The 20,218-nt window shown below is 60.8% G+C and carries 18 protein-coding genes and 2 pseudogenes; 2 read left to right on the top strand and 18 right to left on the bottom strand.

The features are described from left to right. Window positions 1-181 precede the first annotated feature (181 nt). From AWB69_RS21580 to AWB69_RS21570, 3 genes are read right to left on the bottom strand one after another with little or no spacing between them, the layout of a single operon-like run. A complete protein-coding gene (locus AWB69_RS21580; protein WP_062088505.1) occupies window positions 182-1,222 on the bottom strand; it encodes an ABC transporter permease in 1,041 nt (346 codons plus the stop codon). 3 nt (window positions 1,223-1,225) lie between these two features. Further along, window positions 1,226-2,692 carry a sugar ABC transporter ATP-binding protein gene (locus AWB69_RS21575; RefSeq protein ID WP_062088502.1) on the bottom strand — a complete coding sequence of 489 codons (1,467 nt, stop codon included), beginning with the start codon at window positions 2,690-2,692 and terminating at the stop codon, window positions 1,226-1,228. Beyond that, the gene (locus tag AWB69_RS21570; RefSeq protein ID WP_062088500.1) at window positions 2,686-4,155 is read right to left on the bottom strand and encodes an MFS transporter; all 1,470 of its coding nucleotides are present in this window, start codon (window positions 4,153-4,155) and stop codon (window positions 2,686-2,688) included. Before AWB69_RS21570 ends, AWB69_RS21575 begins: the two co-directional genes overlap by 7 nt. A 255-nt stretch (window positions 4,156-4,410) precedes the next feature. Between AWB69_RS21570 and AWB69_RS21565 the strand changes: the two genes are divergently transcribed. After that, window positions 4,411-5,820 carry an LLM class flavin-dependent oxidoreductase gene (locus tag AWB69_RS21565; RefSeq protein ID WP_062088498.1) on the top strand — a complete coding sequence of 470 codons (1,410 nt, stop codon included), beginning with the start codon at window positions 4,411-4,413 and terminating at the stop codon, window positions 5,818-5,820. Window positions 5,821-5,832: 12 nt separating this feature from the next. On the opposite strand, the gene AWB69_RS21560 is transcribed toward AWB69_RS21565, so the two are convergent. The 11 genes from AWB69_RS21560 to AWB69_RS21510 form a co-directional block, all read right to left on the bottom strand. After that, window positions 5,833-6,168: a Rieske (2Fe-2S) protein gene (locus AWB69_RS21560; protein WP_062088496.1), complete on the bottom strand. Its 336-nt coding sequence runs from the start codon at window positions 6,166-6,168 to the stop codon at window positions 5,833-5,835. Between the two features lie 21 nt (window positions 6,169-6,189). Beyond that, entirely contained in the window at window positions 6,190-7,254 is a 1,065-nt protein-coding gene (locus tag AWB69_RS21555) for a branched-chain amino acid ABC transporter permease (RefSeq protein ID WP_062088494.1), read from the bottom strand. Window positions 7,255-7,276: 22 nt separating this feature from the next. Further along, the gene (locus AWB69_RS21550; protein ID WP_062088492.1) at window positions 7,277-8,143 is read right to left on the bottom strand and encodes a branched-chain amino acid ABC transporter permease; all 867 of its coding nucleotides are present in this window, start codon (window positions 8,141-8,143) and stop codon (window positions 7,277-7,279) included. Next, complete coding sequence (locus AWB69_RS21545; RefSeq protein WP_062088490.1) at window positions 8,140-8,847, bottom strand: ABC transporter ATP-binding protein; 708 nt, start codon at window positions 8,845-8,847, stop codon at window positions 8,140-8,142. The genes AWB69_RS21550 and AWB69_RS21545 overlap by 4 nt, the downstream gene beginning before the upstream one ends. A 2-nt stretch (window positions 8,848-8,849) precedes the next feature. Then, window positions 8,850-9,572, bottom strand: coding sequence for an ABC transporter ATP-binding protein (locus tag AWB69_RS21540; RefSeq protein WP_062088488.1), 723 nt, complete (start codon window positions 9,570-9,572; stop codon window positions 8,850-8,852). Window positions 9,573-9,585: 13 nt separating this feature from the next. Next, window positions 9,586-10,875, bottom strand: a complete 1,290-nt coding sequence (locus AWB69_RS21535; protein ID WP_062088486.1) for an ABC transporter substrate-binding protein — start codon at window positions 10,873-10,875, stop codon at window positions 9,586-9,588. Between the two features lie 63 nt (window positions 10,876-10,938). Continuing rightward, a complete protein-coding gene (locus AWB69_RS21530; RefSeq protein ID WP_062088484.1) occupies window positions 10,939-11,997 on the bottom strand; it encodes a maleylacetate reductase in 1,059 nt (352 codons plus the stop codon). 2 nt (window positions 11,998-11,999) lie between these two features. Beyond that, complete coding sequence (locus AWB69_RS21525) at window positions 12,000-13,463, bottom strand: aldehyde dehydrogenase family protein (protein WP_062088482.1); 1,464 nt, start codon at window positions 13,461-13,463, stop codon at window positions 12,000-12,002. A gap of 94 nt (window positions 13,464-13,557) precedes the next feature. Next, window positions 13,558-14,553 (bottom strand): hypothetical protein, encoded by a 996-nt coding sequence (locus tag AWB69_RS21520; RefSeq protein WP_062088480.1) that lies wholly within the window; start codon window positions 14,551-14,553, stop codon window positions 13,558-13,560. A gap of 62 nt (window positions 14,554-14,615) precedes the next feature. Further along, window positions 14,616-15,107 (bottom strand): cupin domain-containing protein, encoded by a 492-nt coding sequence (locus AWB69_RS21515; protein ID WP_062088477.1) that lies wholly within the window; start codon window positions 15,105-15,107, stop codon window positions 14,616-14,618. A gap of 210 nt (window positions 15,108-15,317) precedes the next feature. Next, on the bottom strand, window positions 15,318-16,283 hold the full coding sequence (locus AWB69_RS21510; RefSeq protein WP_062088475.1) for a LysR family transcriptional regulator: 966 nt from the start codon (window positions 16,281-16,283) through the stop codon (window positions 15,318-15,320). A 39-nt stretch (window positions 16,284-16,322) separates the two neighbouring features. On the opposite strand from AWB69_RS21510, the gene AWB69_RS47865 reads away from it, so the two are divergent. Then, window positions 16,323-16,610, top strand: a complete 288-nt coding sequence (locus AWB69_RS47865) for a hypothetical protein (RefSeq protein ID WP_156528925.1) — start codon at window positions 16,323-16,325, stop codon at window positions 16,608-16,610. Window positions 16,611-16,920: 310 nt separating this feature from the next. Here AWB69_RS47865 and AWB69_RS21505 read toward each other — a convergent pair whose 3' ends face one another. The 4 genes and pseudogenes from AWB69_RS21505 to AWB69_RS47860 form a co-directional block, all read right to left on the bottom strand. Further along, complete coding sequence (locus AWB69_RS21505; protein ID WP_062088473.1) at window positions 16,921-18,381, bottom strand: mechanosensitive ion channel family protein; 1,461 nt, start codon at window positions 18,379-18,381, stop codon at window positions 16,921-16,923. A gap of 210 nt (window positions 18,382-18,591) precedes the next feature. After that, the gene (locus AWB69_RS21500) at window positions 18,592-19,656 is read right to left on the bottom strand and encodes an amidase (RefSeq protein WP_269447489.1); all 1,065 of its coding nucleotides are present in this window, start codon (window positions 19,654-19,656) and stop codon (window positions 18,592-18,594) included. A gap of 2 nt (window positions 19,657-19,658) precedes the next feature. Then, window positions 19,659-19,949 (bottom strand): annotated as a pseudogene (locus AWB69_RS50370) (amidase family protein); the annotation flags it as partial. Window positions 19,950-20,065: 116 nt separating this feature from the next. Next, a pseudogene (locus AWB69_RS47860) lies at window positions 20,066-20,218 on the bottom strand (IS630 family transposase); the annotation flags it as partial.

The raw sequence follows: 20,218 nt of genomic DNA, 5'->3' as shown, positions 1-20,218 counted from the left end.
GTTTTTCATCGCGCTACGCCCACCTTTTTGTAGACCCATCATCCCGCGCCACCGCTTGCTCCCGTTGCGCATGTGAACATAAAAGCGCGGCCGTTCGTTCGCCCCGATTGACTGCGTGAAAATCGAACATCACCGCGAACCGGCGCGAGTCGGCTAATTAGACGCTATTGCCGAACTGGATTCACCGCCCCCCTTGCTTGCCGATGCTGAACGTGAAGGCGAGCGCGCCAACCAGCAACGCACCCTTGATGAAATCCTGCATGTAATAAGGCGCATTGAGCATGGTCAGTCCGTTGAGCAACACGCCGACAAACACGGCGCCAACGGCCGATCCCAGGACGTTGGGACGCTTCGCACCCCACACCGCATAACCGATCAGCGCGGCGGCGACTGCATCCAGAAGCAGTGAATTTCCGGCGCCGACGTCGCCACGTCCGACGCGCGCGGCAATCAACGCGCCGCCGAGTGAAGCGATCACGCCCGATGCGACATACGCCGTCACACGATAACGGGCCGTCGGCGCACCGGCGAGCCGCGCGGCCGTTTCGTTGCCGCCGGTTGCATAGAGCACACGACCCCATCGTGTGAATTCCATGACGAGCACCGCGACCAGCGTCACCACGGCGAGCACAATGACCGGCACCGGCACGACATCAAACCAGCGAGCCCGGCCCAACGCCAGGAAGGTTGTCGGAAACGTCCCGGTGGTCTCCGTGCCGTCCAGCAGGATCGTGCCGGTTGCGAGCGAACGCCCGCCCGTTGGAATCAGTTGCAGCCCCGCCAGCAGGAACAAGGTTCCGAGGGTGGCAAGCTGGTCCGGGACACGAAGACGCGTGATCAGCAAGCCATTAAAAAGGCCCGCACTGACACCTAACGCCAGGCACGCCGCAACAGCGGCAAGCGCGTTGCCATGCCACACAACGAGCACGTAGCTCGCGGCCATCTGCGCCGTTGCGGCCGTGCTGCCGACCGACAAATCGAAGCCGCCTACCGCTAGCGTAATACTGACGCCCACGGCCAGAAGCGCGACAATCGACGCAGCCTGCAAGATGCTGAACAGATTGTCCACGCTAAGGAATGCCGGCTCACGCCAGGTAAATACCGCGCTCATCGCCACGAGCAGCAGCAAGATGCCGCTGCGTTCCAGCTGCGTCCTGATGCTGGTGCGTCTGAACTCCGTTCGAGTAACGGAGCTTGCTTCGGTAGAAGCGCCAGGTTTCATGCGTCAGGCTCCGGCAAGATCTTCAATGTTTGTTTCAATGATCGAACGATCGAAGTGCAGCACCCGGTCCGCGACCTCGAACGCCTCCTCGATAGCGCTGACGAACACCAGCGTCACCCGCCCCGCCGCATTCGCTCGCAGCACATCGGCAATGTCCGCGCGAGCGCCGGCGTCAACACCCTGGAACGGCTCGTCAAGCAACAACAGGCGTGCGGGTTCTGCATGCGAGCGGGCAAGCACGACCTTCTGCTGGTTGCCGCCGGAGAGGTTGACCACGCGATCATCCGGACCGTTGCATCTGATGGAAAAGCGCTCGATGGCGGACGCGGCCTCGCGGCGTTCGCGCGACTTGTTCACCCACCCGTCCCTGAACCAGTTCGACAGGAACGGAAAACTCAACGTGCCTTCTATAGACGCGAATGACACGCTGTCCGGAAAGAGCGACGAGCTCCAGCGGTCCTCGCCTACAAGAAAAACGCCCGCGCGGATTGCCTCGGCAGCGGAGCGCGGCTGCCACGGCCGGCCATCGACTGTCATCGTGCCCGCGACCACGCGTTCGATACCAAACAGCGTCCGCGCCAGCCGCGACTTGCCGCCTCCCAGAGGCCCCGCAAACGCGACAATCTCGCCACTAGCGGCGTCGAAGTCGAGCGCCGGGCTATCCGCACCGGGGAACAATTTCAGGCCTCGGACCTGAAGCTCCTGATCCGCCGTCGAACGTATCGTTCTTCGTTCTCGCGTCTTCGGCAACGCTCGGCCGATCATGGTTTCAGTGGCGTCGTCGAAATCAATCGGCGTCTTCAGATTGGCTACCAGCCGGCCATCGCGGACGATGACCACCCTGTCCGCCATTCGCTTGAGATCACCTAACCGATGCGAGACCAGCAGCATGGCGACTCCTCGCTCGCGCAGCATGTCGAGTGCGGTAAAGAGACGCTCGGCTTCCGCAGCCGAGAGGCTTGCCGTTGGTTCGTCGAGTATGAGGAAGGACGGCTTGGCCGCCAGCGCCCGGGCCAACGTGACGAGTTGCCTTGTCGCAAGCGACAGCGTGAACAACGGTGCACGCAGGTCGACGTCGAGGCCAACCAGTGCAGCAATGGAGCGCGCCTCCTCGAGCCGCGCCGCAGGCCTGACAAACCATGGCGTGGCCGCATTGTTGAAACGATCGAGCAGGAGGTTGTCCGCGACCGACAGGGTGGGCACGACCGTGTCGGCGATCGACTGATGCATTGTCGCTACGCCCAGCGCCTTCGCTTCCTGCGGACTGGCCGGCGCGTACGGCTTGCCGTGCAGTTCAAGCGACCCTCCATCACCGGAATAGACGCCGCTCAGTATCTTGACGATCGTGGACTTTCCCGCCCCGTTGGCGCCCATTAAAGCCACGACCTCGCCCGCCGCGACAGAGAGATCGAATCGATCGAGCGCGACCGTCGGGCCGAAGCGTTTCGACACCGACCGCACGACTAACATAGGCAAGCCGGCGCTCTAGCTGTTGCCGGCGTTGGCGCGTCTTCGTCGTCGATATCGTGCTCGGTCGGCTCATAGCGGATCAGCACCAGGAACACGATTGGAATCACGGCGGCCAACGCAACGATCCAGAACATGTCGGTGCCAAAACGAGCCTTGAGGATAGGCAGCACGAACAACGCGAGTGCACTTCCAATGCCAGCCAGCGACCGGCCAAAACCTACACCGGTACCGCGAATGGAAGTCGGGTAGGACAAGGCCGGATAGATCATCATCTGCGCTCCCGGGCCGAAGCCTTCAGCGAACAACCACGTACCCAACATCAGCACGGCAAGGCCAATACCCAGCGCCGCCTGCGGATGTCCTATCAACGCAAGTGCAATCAACGATACGAACTGCAATGCGAAGCCCGCGATTGCAACGTGACGTGAAGGGAATTTATAAGCCAGCCTCATGCCGAGCAGACCGCCTGTCAGCGCGAACAACACGTTCAGCCCAAGCGATGCCGCGATTGTTTCAAACACACCCGCGCCCAGGAATTGGGACAGTATGGACGGCAGGAAAAAGGCGATCGCCGTGTATTCGAACGGGATGCAGAGATTCATCACGCTGGCAACGAGCGTCCGCTGCAGATAGGGCCGCTGGAACAGCACGCGGAATTTGGCCGGCGGCTGCTTCGACGCTTTCTGCTCTTGCGTATCGTCCACGGCGTGCGCGTGAATGCCATACGACTCACGCAAGATACGCACCGCTTCTTTAAGATTGCCCTGGTTCGCCGCCCACAACGGCGACTCATTCATGAACTTGCTGCGAACCATGATGATGATCAGTGCCGGCACGGCCCCGAAGATCAGCGACGCCCGCCAAAGCCAGTCGGCGTGCTGAGCCGGCAGAATGAAGTACAACGCGAACACAATCAGGAAACACACCGATGACGCCGCATACCACATCGGGCACCACGCCGCGAGCCGTGACGCCTTGTTGCCGCGCCCATTGAATTTCGAAAACTCCGAGAGAAACGCCATGGCAACGGGCAGGTCGATGCCCACGCCCAATCCCATCACAAACCTCGCGGCGATCAGCACCCAGACATTCGGCGCGAGCCCGGCTGCAATGGCCGCAACAACGAAGAACAGCATGTCGGCCATGAAGACCTGGTAGCGGCCGATCTTGTCCGTCAGCCATCCACCGGCAAGGCTGCCGAGAATCGTGCCGATCATGATGGATGAACTGACGAAGCCGCTTAGCGCCGGGGTCAGGTTGAATTCACGCGTAACGTCCTGAATGCCATACGACAGCGTCGTCAGATCGTATGCATCGAGAAAAACGCCGCCTAGCGCGAGCAAGACAATCACGCGCGCGTGATTGTTCTTCGAGAGGCTTGTGTTGATCAAGCGCGACACGTCGCTGGCCGATCCGATCGGCAGTGACGCAGGCAGGGCGGTTTCAATGTCGACGGTGCTCAAGATGCGCCTCCTTGACGAGTGAGATTGCACGGCAAAGAAGCTTTATACGGACAGCCATCACGTCACGCAAAGAAGGAGTTTTTCTTTCGATATGAACCGCAAGGGGCAAGCCATCATGATCTGCCGCACGCACTGAACTGAAGCACAAGCCTTTGCAGCCACACACCTATGCAAAGCTGAAATTGTTGGAGCGTGCAGTCGATTCGAAGACTAGATTGTCCGGTTGTTAGTGTGATCATCGGGAAGCCGGCAGCCATGAGCAAAACCATCCATTTCAATGCGTTCGAGATGAACTGCGTCGGCCATCAGTCGCCGGGCCTGTGGTCTCACCCACGCGACCGGTCATCGCAATACAAGGACCTCGAGTACTGGACGGATCTTGCAAAAATTCTCGAGAAGGGTTTCTTCGACGGCATTTTCATAGCCGACGTAATCGGTTACTACGACGTCTACAAAGGCAGCAACTATCACGCGATCCACCAAGCGGCGCAGATCCCCGTCAACGATCCCCTGCAGCTTGCGGCGCCTATCGCGATGGTGACCGAGCATCTGGGAATCGGCATCACGGCGTCGACGACCTTCGAGCATCCGTACACATTCGCCCGGCGGCTTTCGACAGCCGACCATCACACCAAAGGCCGGGTGGGATGGAATATCGTGACGTCGTATCTGGAAAGCGGCGCGAAGAATATCAGCGAAGGCGGCTTGCGCAAGCACGCGAACCGCTATGAAGTGGCAGCGGAATATATTGAGGTGCTGTACAAGCTGTTCGAGGGAAGCTGGGAAGACGATGCCGTGGTCCGCGACCGGCACAACCGGGTGTTTACGCACCCCGAGAAGGTGCATGAGATAGGTCACCACGGCAAATACTTCGACGTGCCCGGCTACCATCTTTGCGAACCCTCGCCTCAGCGCACTCCCGTGCTCTATCAGGCTGGTGCGTCGGGTGCAGGCAAGGCGTTCGCGGCCCGGCATGCCGAGTGCGTATTCGTCGCAGCCCCGACGAAGGAAGTGCTGAAGGCCTATGTTGCCGACGTCCGCGAACAGGCAGCGCTTGGCGGGCGTGATCCGGGCGCCTTGCTGATCTACAACCTGGTCACGGTCATCGTGGACGAGACGGATGCCAAGGCGCAGGCAAAGTTCGAGGAGTACCGCCGCTACACGTCATACGACGGCTCACTTGTGTTCATGTCTGGTTGGACGGGCGTCGACTTCGGTCAGTACGCGCCAACCGATCTGGTGAGGAAAGTGGAAACCAACGCCATTGCCTCCGCCATCGAACATCTGGCGGGCGGTGCGAAATCCTGGACCATCGACGAACTCGCGGCATGGGGTGGTATTGGCGGCATGGGACCGGTGTTCGTGGGTTCGGCGGCAACCGTTGCCGATATCCTGCAAACCTGGGTGGAAGAAACCGGCGTGGACGGCTTCAATCTTGCGTATGCGGTTGCGCACGAGACCTTCGAGGACATCGTCAATCACCTGGTGCCGGAGTTGCAACGGCGCGGCGTTTATCGCCAGGAATATACGCCCGGTACGCTGCGCGAAAAACTGTTTGGCAAGGGGCGCTTGCTGCCGGCCGGGCATCCCGGTGCGAGGTATAGGGACATTGAGGCGTTCAAGCGCGGCGAAGCGGCCGGTTCACTGGTTAGCTTGCAGGAATAGCGGCTTCAGGGCCTATTCATCGGCAAATATTCTCCTGCCCTCGATGCGGATGGGCACGGGGGTCAGGCGGGCGCCAAGGCACGGGCCATCCACGCACACGCCGTCCTCGAAGCGGAACATCGCGCTGTGATGGGCACACATGAGAAGCTCGCCGCCATAGGCCCAAAACGTGTTCGGCTCATAGTTCAATGGTATGGAAAAGTGCGGGCATACGTTGCGGTAAGCCCACGCGCTGTCTCCTCGGCGCAGCACCACGACCTCTGCCCGGGCCTCGAGGCCGCCACCGTCCGGCACGTCCTCGAGAATACAGAGGGGCACGCTATTGCTATTGCTCGCTCCATCGTTCATGGCGGCTTACTCCTTCTATCCTCAGTGCGCCGCGTGCCGGGGGTCTGCCGATTCCGTGCGCGCGGGTCGAACCACCGCCCCTCGATCAAGAAACACGACACGCCGGCCGACGGGGAAAAGTTGCAGCCCGAACCGTCGCGATACGTAACCCCACAGTCCCTGAGGGAAAAACATCGTGACGACAACGGCGAGCGTGCCCAGTCCGATCAGATACCAGGTCCCGAAGTCCGACAGGAACTTGTTCAGAAGGAAAAATATCAACGTGCCGATGATCGGTCCTTCAAGCGTTCCCAGGCCGCCTATCATCACGATGAAAATCGCAAAAGCAGTCCAGTTCACGGAGAACGCGGCGTCAGGGGAGATCCGCAGGTTGCTCACGAAATAGAGCCCGCCCGCGAGCGCCGCGCCCCCTGACGAGACGAGATACACGACGAACCGGGCGCGCTTCACATCGACACCCTGACTGTTCGCCGCCACCGCGTTGTCACGCATGGCGGTGAGCGCGAGACCCTGTTTCGAGCGCAGGAAGACATACAGCAAGCCGATAGCGGCCACCACGATTGCCAGTGCCAGCCACAGCGTCAGCGACTCGCGCAAGGACCTGGGAATGTCTTGCAGCGCGGTCAGACTCGTGCCCGACCCGCCGCCGAGCCAGGACACGTTTGCCAGTGTCAGGCGGAAGACCTCGGCGATCACCCATGTGCCTATGGCGAAGTACCCGCCCGCAAGCCGGAACGCGACCAGGGAGACCGGCACCGCGATCAGCATGGCAATCACCCCCGCAACCGGCACGGCGGCAAAGGGCGACAGGCCACCGTAGTTTGCGAGTATCAGCATGGCGTATCCGCCAATGCCGAAATACGCCTGTTGTCCGATCGACACCATTCCGCCGTAACCGCTAAGCAGATTCCACATCATGGCAAAGACCAGGTACGCGGCAATCTGCGTGAAGTCGCGCAGGGTGTTCCGGCCGGCCCAATACGGAAAACTGGCGACCAGTACCGCGGCAATCAACAGCACGAACACGGCCACCCTGCTCGCCCGCGTTGCCCGCCGGATTTCGAAATGTCGTTCATTGACGTTCATGTGCTTAACCTCCCGGCGCTCATCACGCGGTCTTGGGCAACAGGCCTTGCGGCCGGATCGTCAGCAGCGCCAGAAACAGCACGTGTCCCAGCCAGATGCCCCAGCCCGGGTCGATGTAGAAACCGGTCTGCTGCGCCACGCCGAGTGCGATTCCACCGAGGAACGTTCCCCAGAACGAACCCATCCCGCCAATGATTACCGCCTCGAACGCGTAGAGCAGCAGCGCAGGGCCGTCGGATGGAGAAACGGCTGTACGCGTGGCATAAAGCGTCGCGGCAAGCGCGATCAGCACGAACGCGATGCCCATTGCAAGAGCGAACGTCCTGCGTGGCGAGACGCCCATCAGCTGCACGATCTCGCGGTCGTCGGACGTGGCGCGGAAGACCCGTCCGAGCGGCGTGCGGCCAAAGAGCCACTGCAGGAGAAGCGTGGCCACGACCGCGACGGCAAGCGTAAGCAGCGGCAGAAGTCCGAGCGCCATGCCGCCGGGCAACGCAATGCTCATCGATTCGAAGCCACCGGTCGCAAGCGAGCGCGGGTCTGCGGAAAACACTTCCTGCAGCACGTTCTGGATCACGATGGAGAGACCGAAGGTGACCACGAGCGACGGCAAGGGGTCCCGGCTGCTGACGCGATTGAGCACGGTGTATTGCACTGCATATCCCGCGCAGAATGCGATCCCGATCAACACCGGCACAGCGGCCCACAACGGCATATGAGCCAGGTTCGTCAGCACGAACAGGACGAAGACCAGCAGCACGATGAAATCGCCATGCGCGGTGTTGGTCAGGCGCATGACGCCGAACACCAGCGACTGGCCCATTGCGAAGAGTGCATAAAGGGCGCCGAGCAGCACGCCCTGCAAGAGGATATTGACGAGTGAACTCATGAGACCGCTCCGAAATAGGCTCGCGTGATAGCTTCGTCGGACACCTCAGCCGAGGCGCCCGCCAGCGACACGCGGCCTTCCTGAAAGCAATAGAAGCGCTTTGACACGCGTCGCGCCAGTTGCACGTCCTGCTCGACGACGATCGCACTCATACCGTCCCCGACAATCGACGGCAGCGCGGCATAGATTTCCCTGACCACGACCGGTGCGAGCCCGAGAGAAAGCTCGTCGCACATGAGAAGATCCGGATTACTCATCAATGCGCGGCCGAGTGCAACCATCTGCTGCTGGCCGCCGGACAACGCGGTTGCCGCATGATGGCGGCGCTCCTTCAGGATGGGGAAAAGCGTATAGACGGTGTCCAGGGTCCAGCGTCCGGGGCGCGAAGAATAAGCGCCAAGCAGCAGGTTTTCCTCAACGGACAGGCTTGCGAAAAGCCGCCGCCCTTCAGGGACGAGCGCGATCCCCATTCCGACAATGCGTGCCGCCGGCATGCCCCCGATCGCCTCGCCCCTGTAGGCAATCTGCTGCTCGGACGCCGGCAGGAGTCCGGCCAGCGCCTTCAGGAAGGTGGATTTTCCCGCACCGTTCGAGCCAATCAGCGCGATCACTTCGCCGCGTTCGACCATCACGTCGATACCGAAAAGAGCCTGGAAATCGCCATAAAAAGCGGTCAGTCCGCGAGTTTCAAGAATGGCCTCCACGATCAACCCTCCAGACCGAGATAGACACGCCTGACTTCGGGGTCATCCATCACGGCGGCGGGGATGCCTTGGGCAAGACGCTTGCCGAAGTGAATGACCAGCAACCGGTCGGCGACGGCGAGCAACGCATGCACCACATGCTCGATCCATACGATCGTCACCCCTTGTTCCTTGACGCTGCGGATTTCATCGACGAGTTCGTGTGTCTCCGGCTCCGTCAGGCCGCCTGCTATTTCATCGAGCAGCAGAAGTTTCGGCCGGGTCGCCAGCGCACGAGCGAGTTCAAGGCGCTTGCGATCCAGCAGCGTAAGCGTGCCGGCCAACTGGTCCGCGCGGCGCTTGAGACCGGTGCGCTCGAGTACATCGATGCACAGGTCCGCTGCTTCACGTTCTTTCAGTCCGCCGCCAAAGGTCGCACCTACCAGCAGGTTCTCAAACACCGTCATCCCGCCGAAGGGTCGCGGCACCTGATACGAGCGGCCGATACCCGCCATGCACCGGCGATACGGCGCCAGCTTGCCGATATCGCCTCCGTCGAATTCGATCGTGCCTGCGTCCGGCCTCACGTCGCCGCTGATGAGGTTGAAAAGGGTGGTCTTGCCCGCGCCGTTCGGTCCGAGAATCCCGTAGGTCTCTCCTTGTTCGATCGCGAAGCTGATGTTGTCAGTGACCTTCAGCGCGCCGTAGCTCTTCGAGACGTCCGTCAATCTGAGAACGCAGTTCATGCTCGCCTCCCCTCTATCCGATGAGTTTGAGCGGGCCTGACAGCGGCACGTTCGGCGCGAGCTGGTTGTTCACGATCGCGAGGTCGAAGCGATGCGACTGCCCCTTGACCCACTGACCGCCAACCAACGACGTCTTCGCGACGTTCTTCACCGGCCCGCTCCCCCATGCAACGTGACCGACGACCGTATCAAGCTTCGTTGATGCCACCGCGTCGCGAATCGCTTCGTTCGAGTCCACGTCCTTGCTGCGCTTGAGCGCGTCCACCGCAATCTCGAACAACGCGTGCGCGAAGCCGATGGGCTGGGTCCATTGTTTCGATGCCGCCTTCTCGTACGCATCTGCTAACTGGCGGGCCGACTGCCCTGTCAGCGAAGACTTGAACGGGTGCGAGGGGGACCACCACACTTCTGTTGAGAGACCCTCGCCAAGATCGCCCAGCGTTTCGATCGACGTCGGAAAAAGTAACGCCTTACCAATAGAAATGACCTTCGGTTTGAAACCCTGCTGGCGCGCCTGTACCAGGAAATTCTTTGCGTCGGGTGGAATCACGACACCCGTCACGATCTGCGCACCGCCTTGCTTGAACGCTGCGATTTGTGCCGAGAAGTCCTGCGTCATGGACTGAAAGCGGCCGGGGTCCTTCAGCGTAAAGCCCTTTTGCGCGAGCACGGGCGGAAAGCCGAGCTTGTTGTCACCCCATGCGTTGCCGTCGCCGTCGTTGGGGAAAAGGCCACCGACCGACTTGTTGGTCTGCACCGATTGCCACATGCCGGTGTACACGGCGATCACGTCTTCCAGGCCCCAGAAGAAGTGATACGTAAAACGAAAGCCCTTCTTGGGGTCCCCTTTGCGGCCGAAGAACCAGGGTTGCCACGGGACGACGGTGGAGACGCACGGCATCTCGTTGATCTCGCATGCGTCGCTCACGGGATTGGCGGTCTCCGGCGTACCGGAAACCAGCATGATGTCGACCTTGTCCTTCAGGATCAGGTCGTTCGCCACCTCGCCGGCGCGGTTCGGATTCGACTGGCTGTCCTTGACCAGAATCGCGACCGGATACTGCTTGCCATTGATTGCGATGCCGTCTTTAAGTGCCGCCTGCATCTGTCCGATCACAAAGCGATCCGCTTCTCCGAATGGCGCGAGCGGACCGGTTTGTGGCGACACGTAACCAATCTTCAGTGTGCGCGAACTGGCAGCGTTCGCGATGCGCGCAAACAGCGGTGAGGCTGCGATAAGCGTACCGCCCGCCGCCAGCTTTACGAAATGGCGGCGAGCGCCGTCGATGGAATGATCGTCCATGTTTGTCTCCTTCAGTCTTTTATCGTGCTGTGCCGGCCTTCTTGCGTGCCTGACCCAGGGTAATCAGTCGGGGCGGCGGCCTTCGTAAGCGGCTTCGAGCAAAGCCCGCAATGCGGCACGCTCAAGTGGCCTTGGATTCCAGTAGGGGTTCTTCAACGCGATATCCAGTGCGACGCCAATATCCGATTCCTTCATGCCGATATCCTTCAACGCCGTCGGCGCGCCGTTGTCACGGGCAAGATCGAACACGCCTTGCGCGGCATCCGATGCCTTAAGTGCGCGCGCGATCCGCTGCATCGCGAGCGGTGTGGCTTCGCGGTTGTACGCAAGGGCGTGCGGCAACACAATGGTGTGTGTCTCGGCGTGCGGCAAGTTGAAGGTGCCCCCGAGCGTGTGACATAGCTTGTGATGTAACGCCATGCCAACGCTGCCGAGCACAGAGCCGCACAGCCACGCGCCATAGAGGCAATCGGCGCGGGCATCGAGATCGTCGAGGCGTGATACGACGCGGCCTATACCCGCTCCCAGCGCGCGAATACCCTCCTCGGCCATCAATGCGGTAATCGGATTCGCATCCTGCGCGTAGAGCCCTTCCGCGGCGTGCGCGATTGCGTTGATGCCGCTCGTGACAGAAAGCGAGGCGGGCAGCGACAGCGTGAGCTCGGGATCGTAAATCACCGTCTTCGGCAGCACCCGCAGATCACGGCCGGTCTTCTTCAACCCGCCTTCGGTAAGCCCGTAGACAGGCGTCATTTCCGAGCCGGCGTACGTGGTCGGAACCGCAAGGATCGGCAGCGATGAGGTGAGCGCAATTGCCTTGCCGAGCCCCGTCGTGGAGCCGCCGCCTATTGCCACGGCACAGTCGGCGCCCAGCTTCGCGGCGTAGTCGCGTGCCGCCTGCGCGGTCTCGACAGGCACATGCATGACCGCCTTCGAAAACACCCCGACCGCCCGTGAGCCAAGTCGCGCGGCGAACACTTCGGCCTGCTCGCGCTGCTCCGGCGTGGACAGCACGATGGCTCGCCTGGCCCCCAGCAAATCGATCTCGCGCTCGAGGTGGCTGATGCTGCCCGCGCCAAACACCACGCGCGAAGGCATGCCCTGATAGATGAACGGGTCCATGATCAGCGCGGGTAGTAAGGCGGAATGTTGGCGTCGACGTTCACCCAGACCGACTTGGCTTGCGTGTATTCACGCATGACTTCAAAGCCCATCTCGCGGCCATAACCACTCGATCCCACGCCGCCGAACGGGGACGCCGGGCTCACGCGCTTATAGCAATTGATCCAGACCATGCCGCTTTTCAACTGCCGCGCAAAGAGATGTGCGCGTTGCAGGTCGCGTGTCCACATGCCGGCGCCAAGGCCGTATTCGGTGCCGTTTGCAATGGCCAGGGCCTCTTCGTCGCTCCCGAATGTGCTCACCGTAACGAACGGTCCGAACACCTCTTCCTGCGACACGCGGTCCCCTGGCTTCGCCGCGACAATAGTCGGTTCAACGTAACAACCCTTGGCAAGCGCGGCGTTATCCGGCGCCTTGCCGCCTGACAGAATGCGGCCACCTTGCTCGCGCGCGACATCGACATAAGACAGCACGCGGTCCCGATGATGACGCGACGTCAGCGGCCCCATCTCGGTTGCCGGATCGAGCGGATCGCCGATCCTGATCGAGCGCGCCAGCGCGATAAAACGCTCAAGCAGTTCGTCCGCGACCGACTCATGCACGATCAGCCGCGAAGCGGCAATGCACGCCTGCCCCTGGTTATGAAAGATCCCGAACGCCGAGCCTTGCACGACAGCGTCAAGGTTCGCGTCGGCGAATACGACGTTCGCACCCTTGCCGCCCAGTTCGAGTTGCACCTTCTTGAGATTGCCTGCCGAGGCCTGCACGACCTTGCGCCCGACTGCGGTCGAGCCCGTGAATGCCACCTTGCTGATCTCCGGATGCTCGGCGATATATTGCCCCGCCACCTGACCGAGACCGGGAACGATGTTGACCACGCCCGGCGGGAAGCCCACCTCGGCCATCAGTTCGGCAATCGCGAGGCTGGAAAGCGGCGTGAGTTCAGCCGGTTTCATGATCACGCAATTGCCGGCGGCAAGCGCGGGCGCCATCTTCCAGCTGGTGAACATCAGCGGGAAATTCCATGGCACCACCTGCCCGACCACGCCAACGGGTTCGCGCGTCACATAGTTCAGGAAGCCCGCTTCAACCGGCACAACCGACCCTTCGAACTTGTCCGCCATGCCGCCGAAATAACGGAACGTGACGGCGGTGCGCGGTACGTCGAGATTGCGGGTATCGCGAATCGGATGACCCGTATCCAGCGATTCGAGCCGGGCCAGTTCATCGGCATTCGCTTCAATGGCGTCGGCCAGCTTGAGCAGCAGGCGGCCGCGATCCATCGCCGCCATGTTGCTCCACTTCGGGAATGCGGCTTTTGCCGCGGCGACGGCACGGTCTATATCCGCAGGTCCGGCCATCGATACCTGGGCGATCACGGAGTTGTCGTGCGGGTTGAGTGACGCCAGCGTTTCACCGCTCTCGGCGGGAACGAAACGGCCATTGATGAACAGTTGCGTTTGCATGGTGGTCCTGCCTGATAAAAACTGAAGACAAAGCCCTGCCCGCGACGCCGGCGGGGCCTGCGTCGTTCGGGACCTGGATAGACGAAAAAGGGGTTTAAAGCGGCACGGGATACGGGGGGAGTTCGCCGCTCTCGTAACGCTTGGGCAGATCGGGCGTTGCGTTCTCCCACACAAGCAGCATCGAACGCTTTTGCGAATAACCCTTGTGGCGAATATCGGCCGGCATGGCGGCGATGTCGCCGGCGTTCATCGTGATGCGGGCACGGGGTTCACCCGTGTCCTTGTCGCCGACGTCCCAGATGATCTGGTCGGAGAGTTGCAGGAACCACTCCACGCGGTCGTTGCCGTGAAAAACCGGAAGCACGAATTCCTCGGTGGTCGGGCAAAAGAGACTCTGCTTGCACACCGATGTCACCGATGGATTCCAGGTCACGTCCGAACGCGAGAGGTACTTGAAAAGACTGAACGCATGCAGCTCATGTTCGAAGCCCGGCTCGGCGTGAATCTCCGGCTCGTCCTGGCCGACGTCCGCGAATTGCCGGTTAACCGGGAGGTCATCGCGCAACGGCGAATCGCCCACGAGCCCCGGCATGCGTTTCGTCGCAATGCGCGTGCGCTCGATCGCGCCAATGTTGTCGCCATGCTTGATACCGAATGCGGAACCCGTTTCCTCGGGAGCCGCGAACGGATCGAACCCTTCGTTGACCCAGTCCTTCAGGATCGCCTTGAAGGTCGCCATGATCAGCGGCGTTTCGAACTGCTGCGTGTAGTCGACGCCTGCTTCCTTGAAGCTGGCGTTATACGAACCGGCATACATGTCCACGCGGCCGTAGTGATTGCGCGTGCCGATCACTTCGTCAAAGTTGACCCAGCCGTAGAAAAATCCCCACGCCACGTCGCGCATCATCGCGCGCAGGAAGTCGTCGGCGTGCATCTGGTGCGAACGGGTTTCTCCCTTGGATGGCCATTTGACCGTGACGAAATAAGCATCCCGGCTGAATTCGAAATCGCCTAGCGTGAAGGTGCGGTAACCGCTCGTCGCGTCCGGGTCGGTCGCGGTGACACTTTGAAAACCTGCTGACTGGTCCATGGCTTGTTCCTCGAAAATTGATCAGGTCGACAAGGCGGCTTGCGCCTCAATCACCGGCTTTCTCACTGAATGCAGATCTCGGCCCACTTCTCGACCGAACAGGACCCAAGAATGGTCTGGACGAGCAGGACGCCGGTCTGGCGGGCTTCGAACCGGTAAGCAGCGCCCGCCGGCAGCAGCGCCTGATGGCCGCGGCGCAGACGCACATAACCCATCGGCTGGCCTGCAGGTTCGGCGTCCAGACGCACGCTGCCTTCCGTATCGGCGTTGACGAGCGGACCGTTGGAGGGCTTGATGAAATGCACGTCGATCTCGCCGTCGAGCACCACCGCGAACTCGTCGTGCGACGCGCTGAACCACGGTGAGACGCTTTCGGCGCGAACCGTCTCGATCACGTATTTGAGGTTTTTACCGACCACCACTTTCTCGTAGGGTGCGGCGTGGCTGGCGACCTCGAATACGTTGGACATGGCGTAATGTCCGGGTTTGCCCTTGATGATTTCGATGGAGCCCTTGCGGTAATTACCGAGGCTGCCGAGATAGGTCTCTTGCATGTCTGTCTCCATTGCTCCGTAAAAGACGGTGATGAACGCGTTGCCTTGGAACGAAGATTAGGGCGGCGCGCGCAACGGGGCAATGGATTGAGGTTCGCGTTTGGCGAACCTTGCGTGCTCGTAAAAGACGCTAGGGAAAGTACTGAGGAAATTACTGAGGAAAGTACTGAGAAGCGTACCAAGAAGCGCGCCGCGCGGCGCTTATCGCGCTCACGCGTCGCCGAGTTCGTCGTCGACGCTCTTCGTTTCGTCATCGGGCGGCGAGATGCCGAGCGCCCGGTCCCACTGCGGTTCGCGCAGGTAGCGTGCACGCAGGAACTCGACGAACGCCTTCACTTTTGTGGTCGACCTGTGAGACGCAGGATAGACCGCCGAGAGCCATAGCGGCGGTGCAGCATACTCGGGCAGCACGCGTACGAGACGCCGTTCGAGCAGGTCGGCGGCGGCCACCATGGTCGGCAGATAAGCGACACCGGCGCCGGCGCGGGCGAATTCGAGGAGCAGGTGCACGCTGTTGGTCTTGAGCACCGGGTTGAGTGCGATCTCGAAACATTCGTTGCCCTTCATGAGGGGCCAGTTGTCGCCCCACGGGTAATACGAATAACGCGCAAAGTCGTGCCGCACGAGGTCGAGCGGCGTTTCTATGACGGGCTCCTCCTTCAGGTAACCCGGTGCCGCGCACAGCACGCCGCGCACCGGGAAAAGCTTGCGTTCGACCAGCAGGTTCGACGCGGGCGGGTAGATCTGCAACGCCAGGTCAAACCCTTCCTGCACGGGATCAATCACGCGGTCGTTGACCGTCACCACGAATTCGATACGGGGATGCGCCTCGCGAAAAGCGATCAGCGCGTGCGAAAAGTGACCCAGCGCGAAACCTGGCAGTACGTGAACGTTGAGCGTTCCGCTCAAGGAATGGGTTTCGGCGCTGGTACGGCCGGACAGTTCGTGGACTTTATTGACGAGCTGCGCACAGTCGCGATAATACGACTCACCCACTTCGGACAAGCGCACAGCGCGCGTGGAGCGATGAAAAAGCGCGACGTTGAAATGCTCTTCAAGCTGCTTCACGCGCGATGTCACGACCGACTTTGCAACACCGAGCTGACGTGCCGCGTTCGCGAAACTCTGCGCTTCGGCGGCGCGCACGAACGCTTCCATCGATATGAAAAGATCCACGACGTCTCCTGATCGTTTTGTCTGAACCGCTGTTCTCTAGTGGAGATTCTAGTTTCTTTGTGGGCTGCGCGTTCCCTCTGCGCGGATCAATACCTCAAGAATGTCGAATGCGCGGCGGCCAATGCGCAGCGATTCGCTGTTGAGCTGGATTTCCCTGCTTTCGAGGGAGATGAGAAGTTGCCCGATCCGGACCATCGCACACTCCATTCCGAAGGGAGACTGGTGAAAAAACGGGTGACGGCAATAAGCGATTCAGTTGGCAAATCTTACGGCACGGACACGAATGAAACATTGAAAAATTTCGATCCGACAAATCGAAAATCTTGATGTGTTTCGGTTGGCAAAGCCTGCGAGCACGTGCAATGTAAGCAACACGGCATGAGGTACTTAGGCCAGCAGTGGATTGCCGCTAGCCTTGACGACTAAGACGCTCTTTGTATTAGCCAATAAATCGGGCATTTTTATAGCGATGGTTTTTTATTGAAAAACAAGACATAAGGCAAAGCATGAGGCTGCCTTTTTAAGTCGACTGAATGTCAGCGCTAAAGAGCGCTTTTATGCCAACATGAGTTGCATGCGAGCCGATGGCCCCTTGCTCTAATCCACTGCTCGCCAAGCCGTTTGCTTCATGGACTCGCTAAGTGGTCAGGTCATGTAGCTTGTGCATGCCGGCGCGCACCCAGTCCAGCAGCGTGTGTTCGGTGCCCACTGGCACGGGTATCTCGGTGTTCAGCTTGCGCAGGGAGTCTTGCCGTTGCGAAAGCAGGTGGCACATCTGCTGGCCGACCTCCGGCCGGCTCTTTAACAAGGGCGTCAGGTCCGTCTTGTCCAGCCGATAGATTATCGCCCGCGTCAAAGCCGTGACTTGCGCCTGGACCGGCAACCCCGCCAGGACGCCCGCTTCACCAATGGAGTCTCCAGGTCCCAGGCGCGCGGATTCGACCGGACCCGAGGGTCCTGCCACCATCACCGAAATGACACCCGACTCGACGATCATCAGGTAGTCCGTCACCTCCTCTGACTTGACGATTACCTGATCCGCTTCATATTCGTGACGCGACAGTCTCTTCGACAGCGCTTCGACTTCCTCGCTCTTCAAGGCACGGAAGAGCTCGACGTGCGACAGGAGCCGTTGCCGGCTGTCGGCGGCGTCGTGGCGTGGCGGCCGGGGAACGCTCAATGGCCACAGTTCGATTCCCGCAGCGGCGAGATGACGATGGCACAGGTCGTAAAGCTGGTTCGTCACGACCACGGACTTGCCTATGTCGTCGACATAAACCGTGACTTCGTATTCAATCGCATTGATCGAGGCTTTCTTGACAAGCGTATAGGGCGCCGGCGATTGCAGCACCATGCTGCTTCCCTCTATTGCGCGCTCCAATGCGCCAAGGACCGTAGCCGGGCGTTCTTCCGGCGAAATCTGGAGCGTGATGGACACGCCGTGAAGCGCAACGGGACGGCTGCTGTTGGTAATTTTCGCCTTGGCCGCCACACTGTTTGGGACGATGACGACATTGCCCTGGGAGGTGAGCAGGTGCGTCGCACGCCAGTTCATCTCCAGCACCTTGCCCTCCACGCCATCGACCGATACCCAGTTCCCAATGTGATAGGGCTCGGTCGTGTTCAGTACGATCCCGGCGAACACATCGCTAAGCGTGCTTTGGATTGCGAGACCCAGCACGATTGCCAACGCGCCGGAGGTAGCGACCAGTCCTGTCACCGGCAACCCCAGCACGAATGCGAGTGAGGCCACCACGGCTGCGAGAAACACCAGTGCGCCAAGTACGTCCTGGAAGAGACGCTCCTTGTGCCAATGCCGCGATCGGAACACGGCGTCCAGCGACAACGTAAGGAGACGCGCGCCGATGAGCCACCACGACACCTCGATGATCTGCGCCGCAAGATGACGGCCCGGGGATTCAGGCCACGGCGCCGGCGTGAAGGGACTCAGGGCCGATTCGAACAACAGGGCGCTCAGCAGCGCGAAAATCACCAGTCTGAGCAGCAAGCAAATGGTGTCGTTGCGTGGAAACGCCGCACGCCAGAGCACGACGTCGGTCATGACCAGCACGAAGCCAAGAACCAGCGGATCTTTCACAAGACTGCTCCCGACATGGAGGACGTTCAGTGTGACTGCGCGACGAGCGGATACGCAAGGTCACGTGTTGTGCTGTCTCGATGCCTTTGCATTCTACGGTTTCCTGGTCGTAGTGGTAGCGCGTGTCTTCAGTGCGGCGCATGACATGCGTGCGGCGCAATCACCGTCTTGATCGGTCATTTACGTGACTGGGCCGCGGAGTTTGAAACATCACGTGTCGCGTGTGTTGTCGCGACTCGTGCTTGCCTTCAGCTTCACATCCTGCCAGCCCGCTCGCGCTTCCACCCACTCTGCCACCGCAAGCAAGCGTTCGTCGTGTTGGGCTGCGCCGATCAGTTGAGCGCCCAGGGGCAACCCTGCTGGTCCGAGAGCAATGGGTACGGTGACGGTGGGAACGCCCAGGAATGTCCATGGAGCGCACCACGAAGCGTCGCCGGTATAGCTGAGCCCGACCGGTGCTTCCCCCGGCGCCGGCGCGACGAGAAGCGCGTCAAGACGCATGGCGGCTTGCAACCAGTGGTCAAAAAAATGGGCAAGCCGCACCTGCGCAGCCCTCGCCCGCGCATAGTCAACGCTCGATACCCCGCGGCCATCGTTGATCAACGATGTCATGACCGGGCTGACGAGACCGGGCGACCGGTCCAGAAGCGCGCCGTGCACCACCGCGGCTTCCACCGACAATATCGCGGAGATCAACGCGCCCATGTCCCCCAGTTCGTCGGGAAAATCGACCGTGACAAGTTCCGCTCCATCCGCTTCCAGTCGTGCGGCCAGTTGCGTCAACGCGCTGTGCTGAGCCGGTTCCATCGCGGTCCCTACTGGTCTGCGCAGCATACCGATGCGCATGTGTGCGCTGCCGTCATTGCCTTTGCCATTGCGGCGTACATGAGAAGAGTGAAAGTCCTGGTCGTCACCGCCCGATACGACCTTGAAGGCGTAAGCCGCATCCGCAACGTTGGCGGTAAACAGCCCTATGTGATCGAGCGATGGCGCCAGCGGCAACACACCGGTTCTGGCGATGCTGCCATAGGTCGGTTTAAATCCCACGACACCGCAATAGGCTGCAGGGCGAATGACGGAACCAATGGTCTGTGTCCCGAACGCGAGAGGGACAATCCCCGCTGACACAGCCGCGGCAGACCCGCTGGACGAGCCTCCGGGCGTATGTTTCGTATTCCACGGATTAACCGTTGGACCCGGATGGCGCCAGGCGAACTCTGTTGTGTGGTCTTTCCCACGACGGTTCCACCCGCTTGCCGCAAGCGCGCCACCAATACCGAGTCGGTCCCGGGCCTGCGGCCCGCGTAGGCCGGCGAGTTGTACTCGGTCGGCATGTCCGCCGTGTCGATAAGATCCTTTATGCCGACGGGAATGCCCGCGAACGGCAACCCGGTATCTGCTTGATTGACCGCTGGCGAGTCCGGCAGATAACTGAATGCATGCAACCACGGCTGTGTTCGCCGGGCCGCCTCATCGGCGGATTCAATGCTTTGCCGGATTGTAAGGACACCGCTCTCGACGGCACGGCGGATGTCGCGCAAGGTAAGTGCATTTGCTGGTTCAGTCATCTCGTGAATAGTCCCGGTGTGTATTGGGTGGCCTAAGCGCGCAAGTGCCTTTAGTATGCCAGCCGATTAAACCAGGACAATAGTGGATGCGCAGGCGGGCATTTGCCCAAACGCTGCTAGTGTTCCGTTCCGCTGATTCTCGTACAAAGTCTTTGTAGCTTTGCGAGGATGGAGTCAGCGGAAGCGGTCCATGTAAAAGGTTTGCAATTCTCGTTGTAGTGGGACACGAATTGATCGATACGCTTAATCAGTTGCTTGACCGAGCCGAA

The sequence above is a fragment of the Caballeronia udeis genome, from assembly GCF_001544555.2.
Taxonomy (GTDB): Bacteria; Pseudomonadota; Gammaproteobacteria; order Burkholderiales; family Burkholderiaceae; genus Caballeronia; species Caballeronia udeis.
The sequence above is the reverse complement of the archived record's forward strand: the minus strand, read 5'-3'. Positions and strand labels throughout refer to the sequence as shown.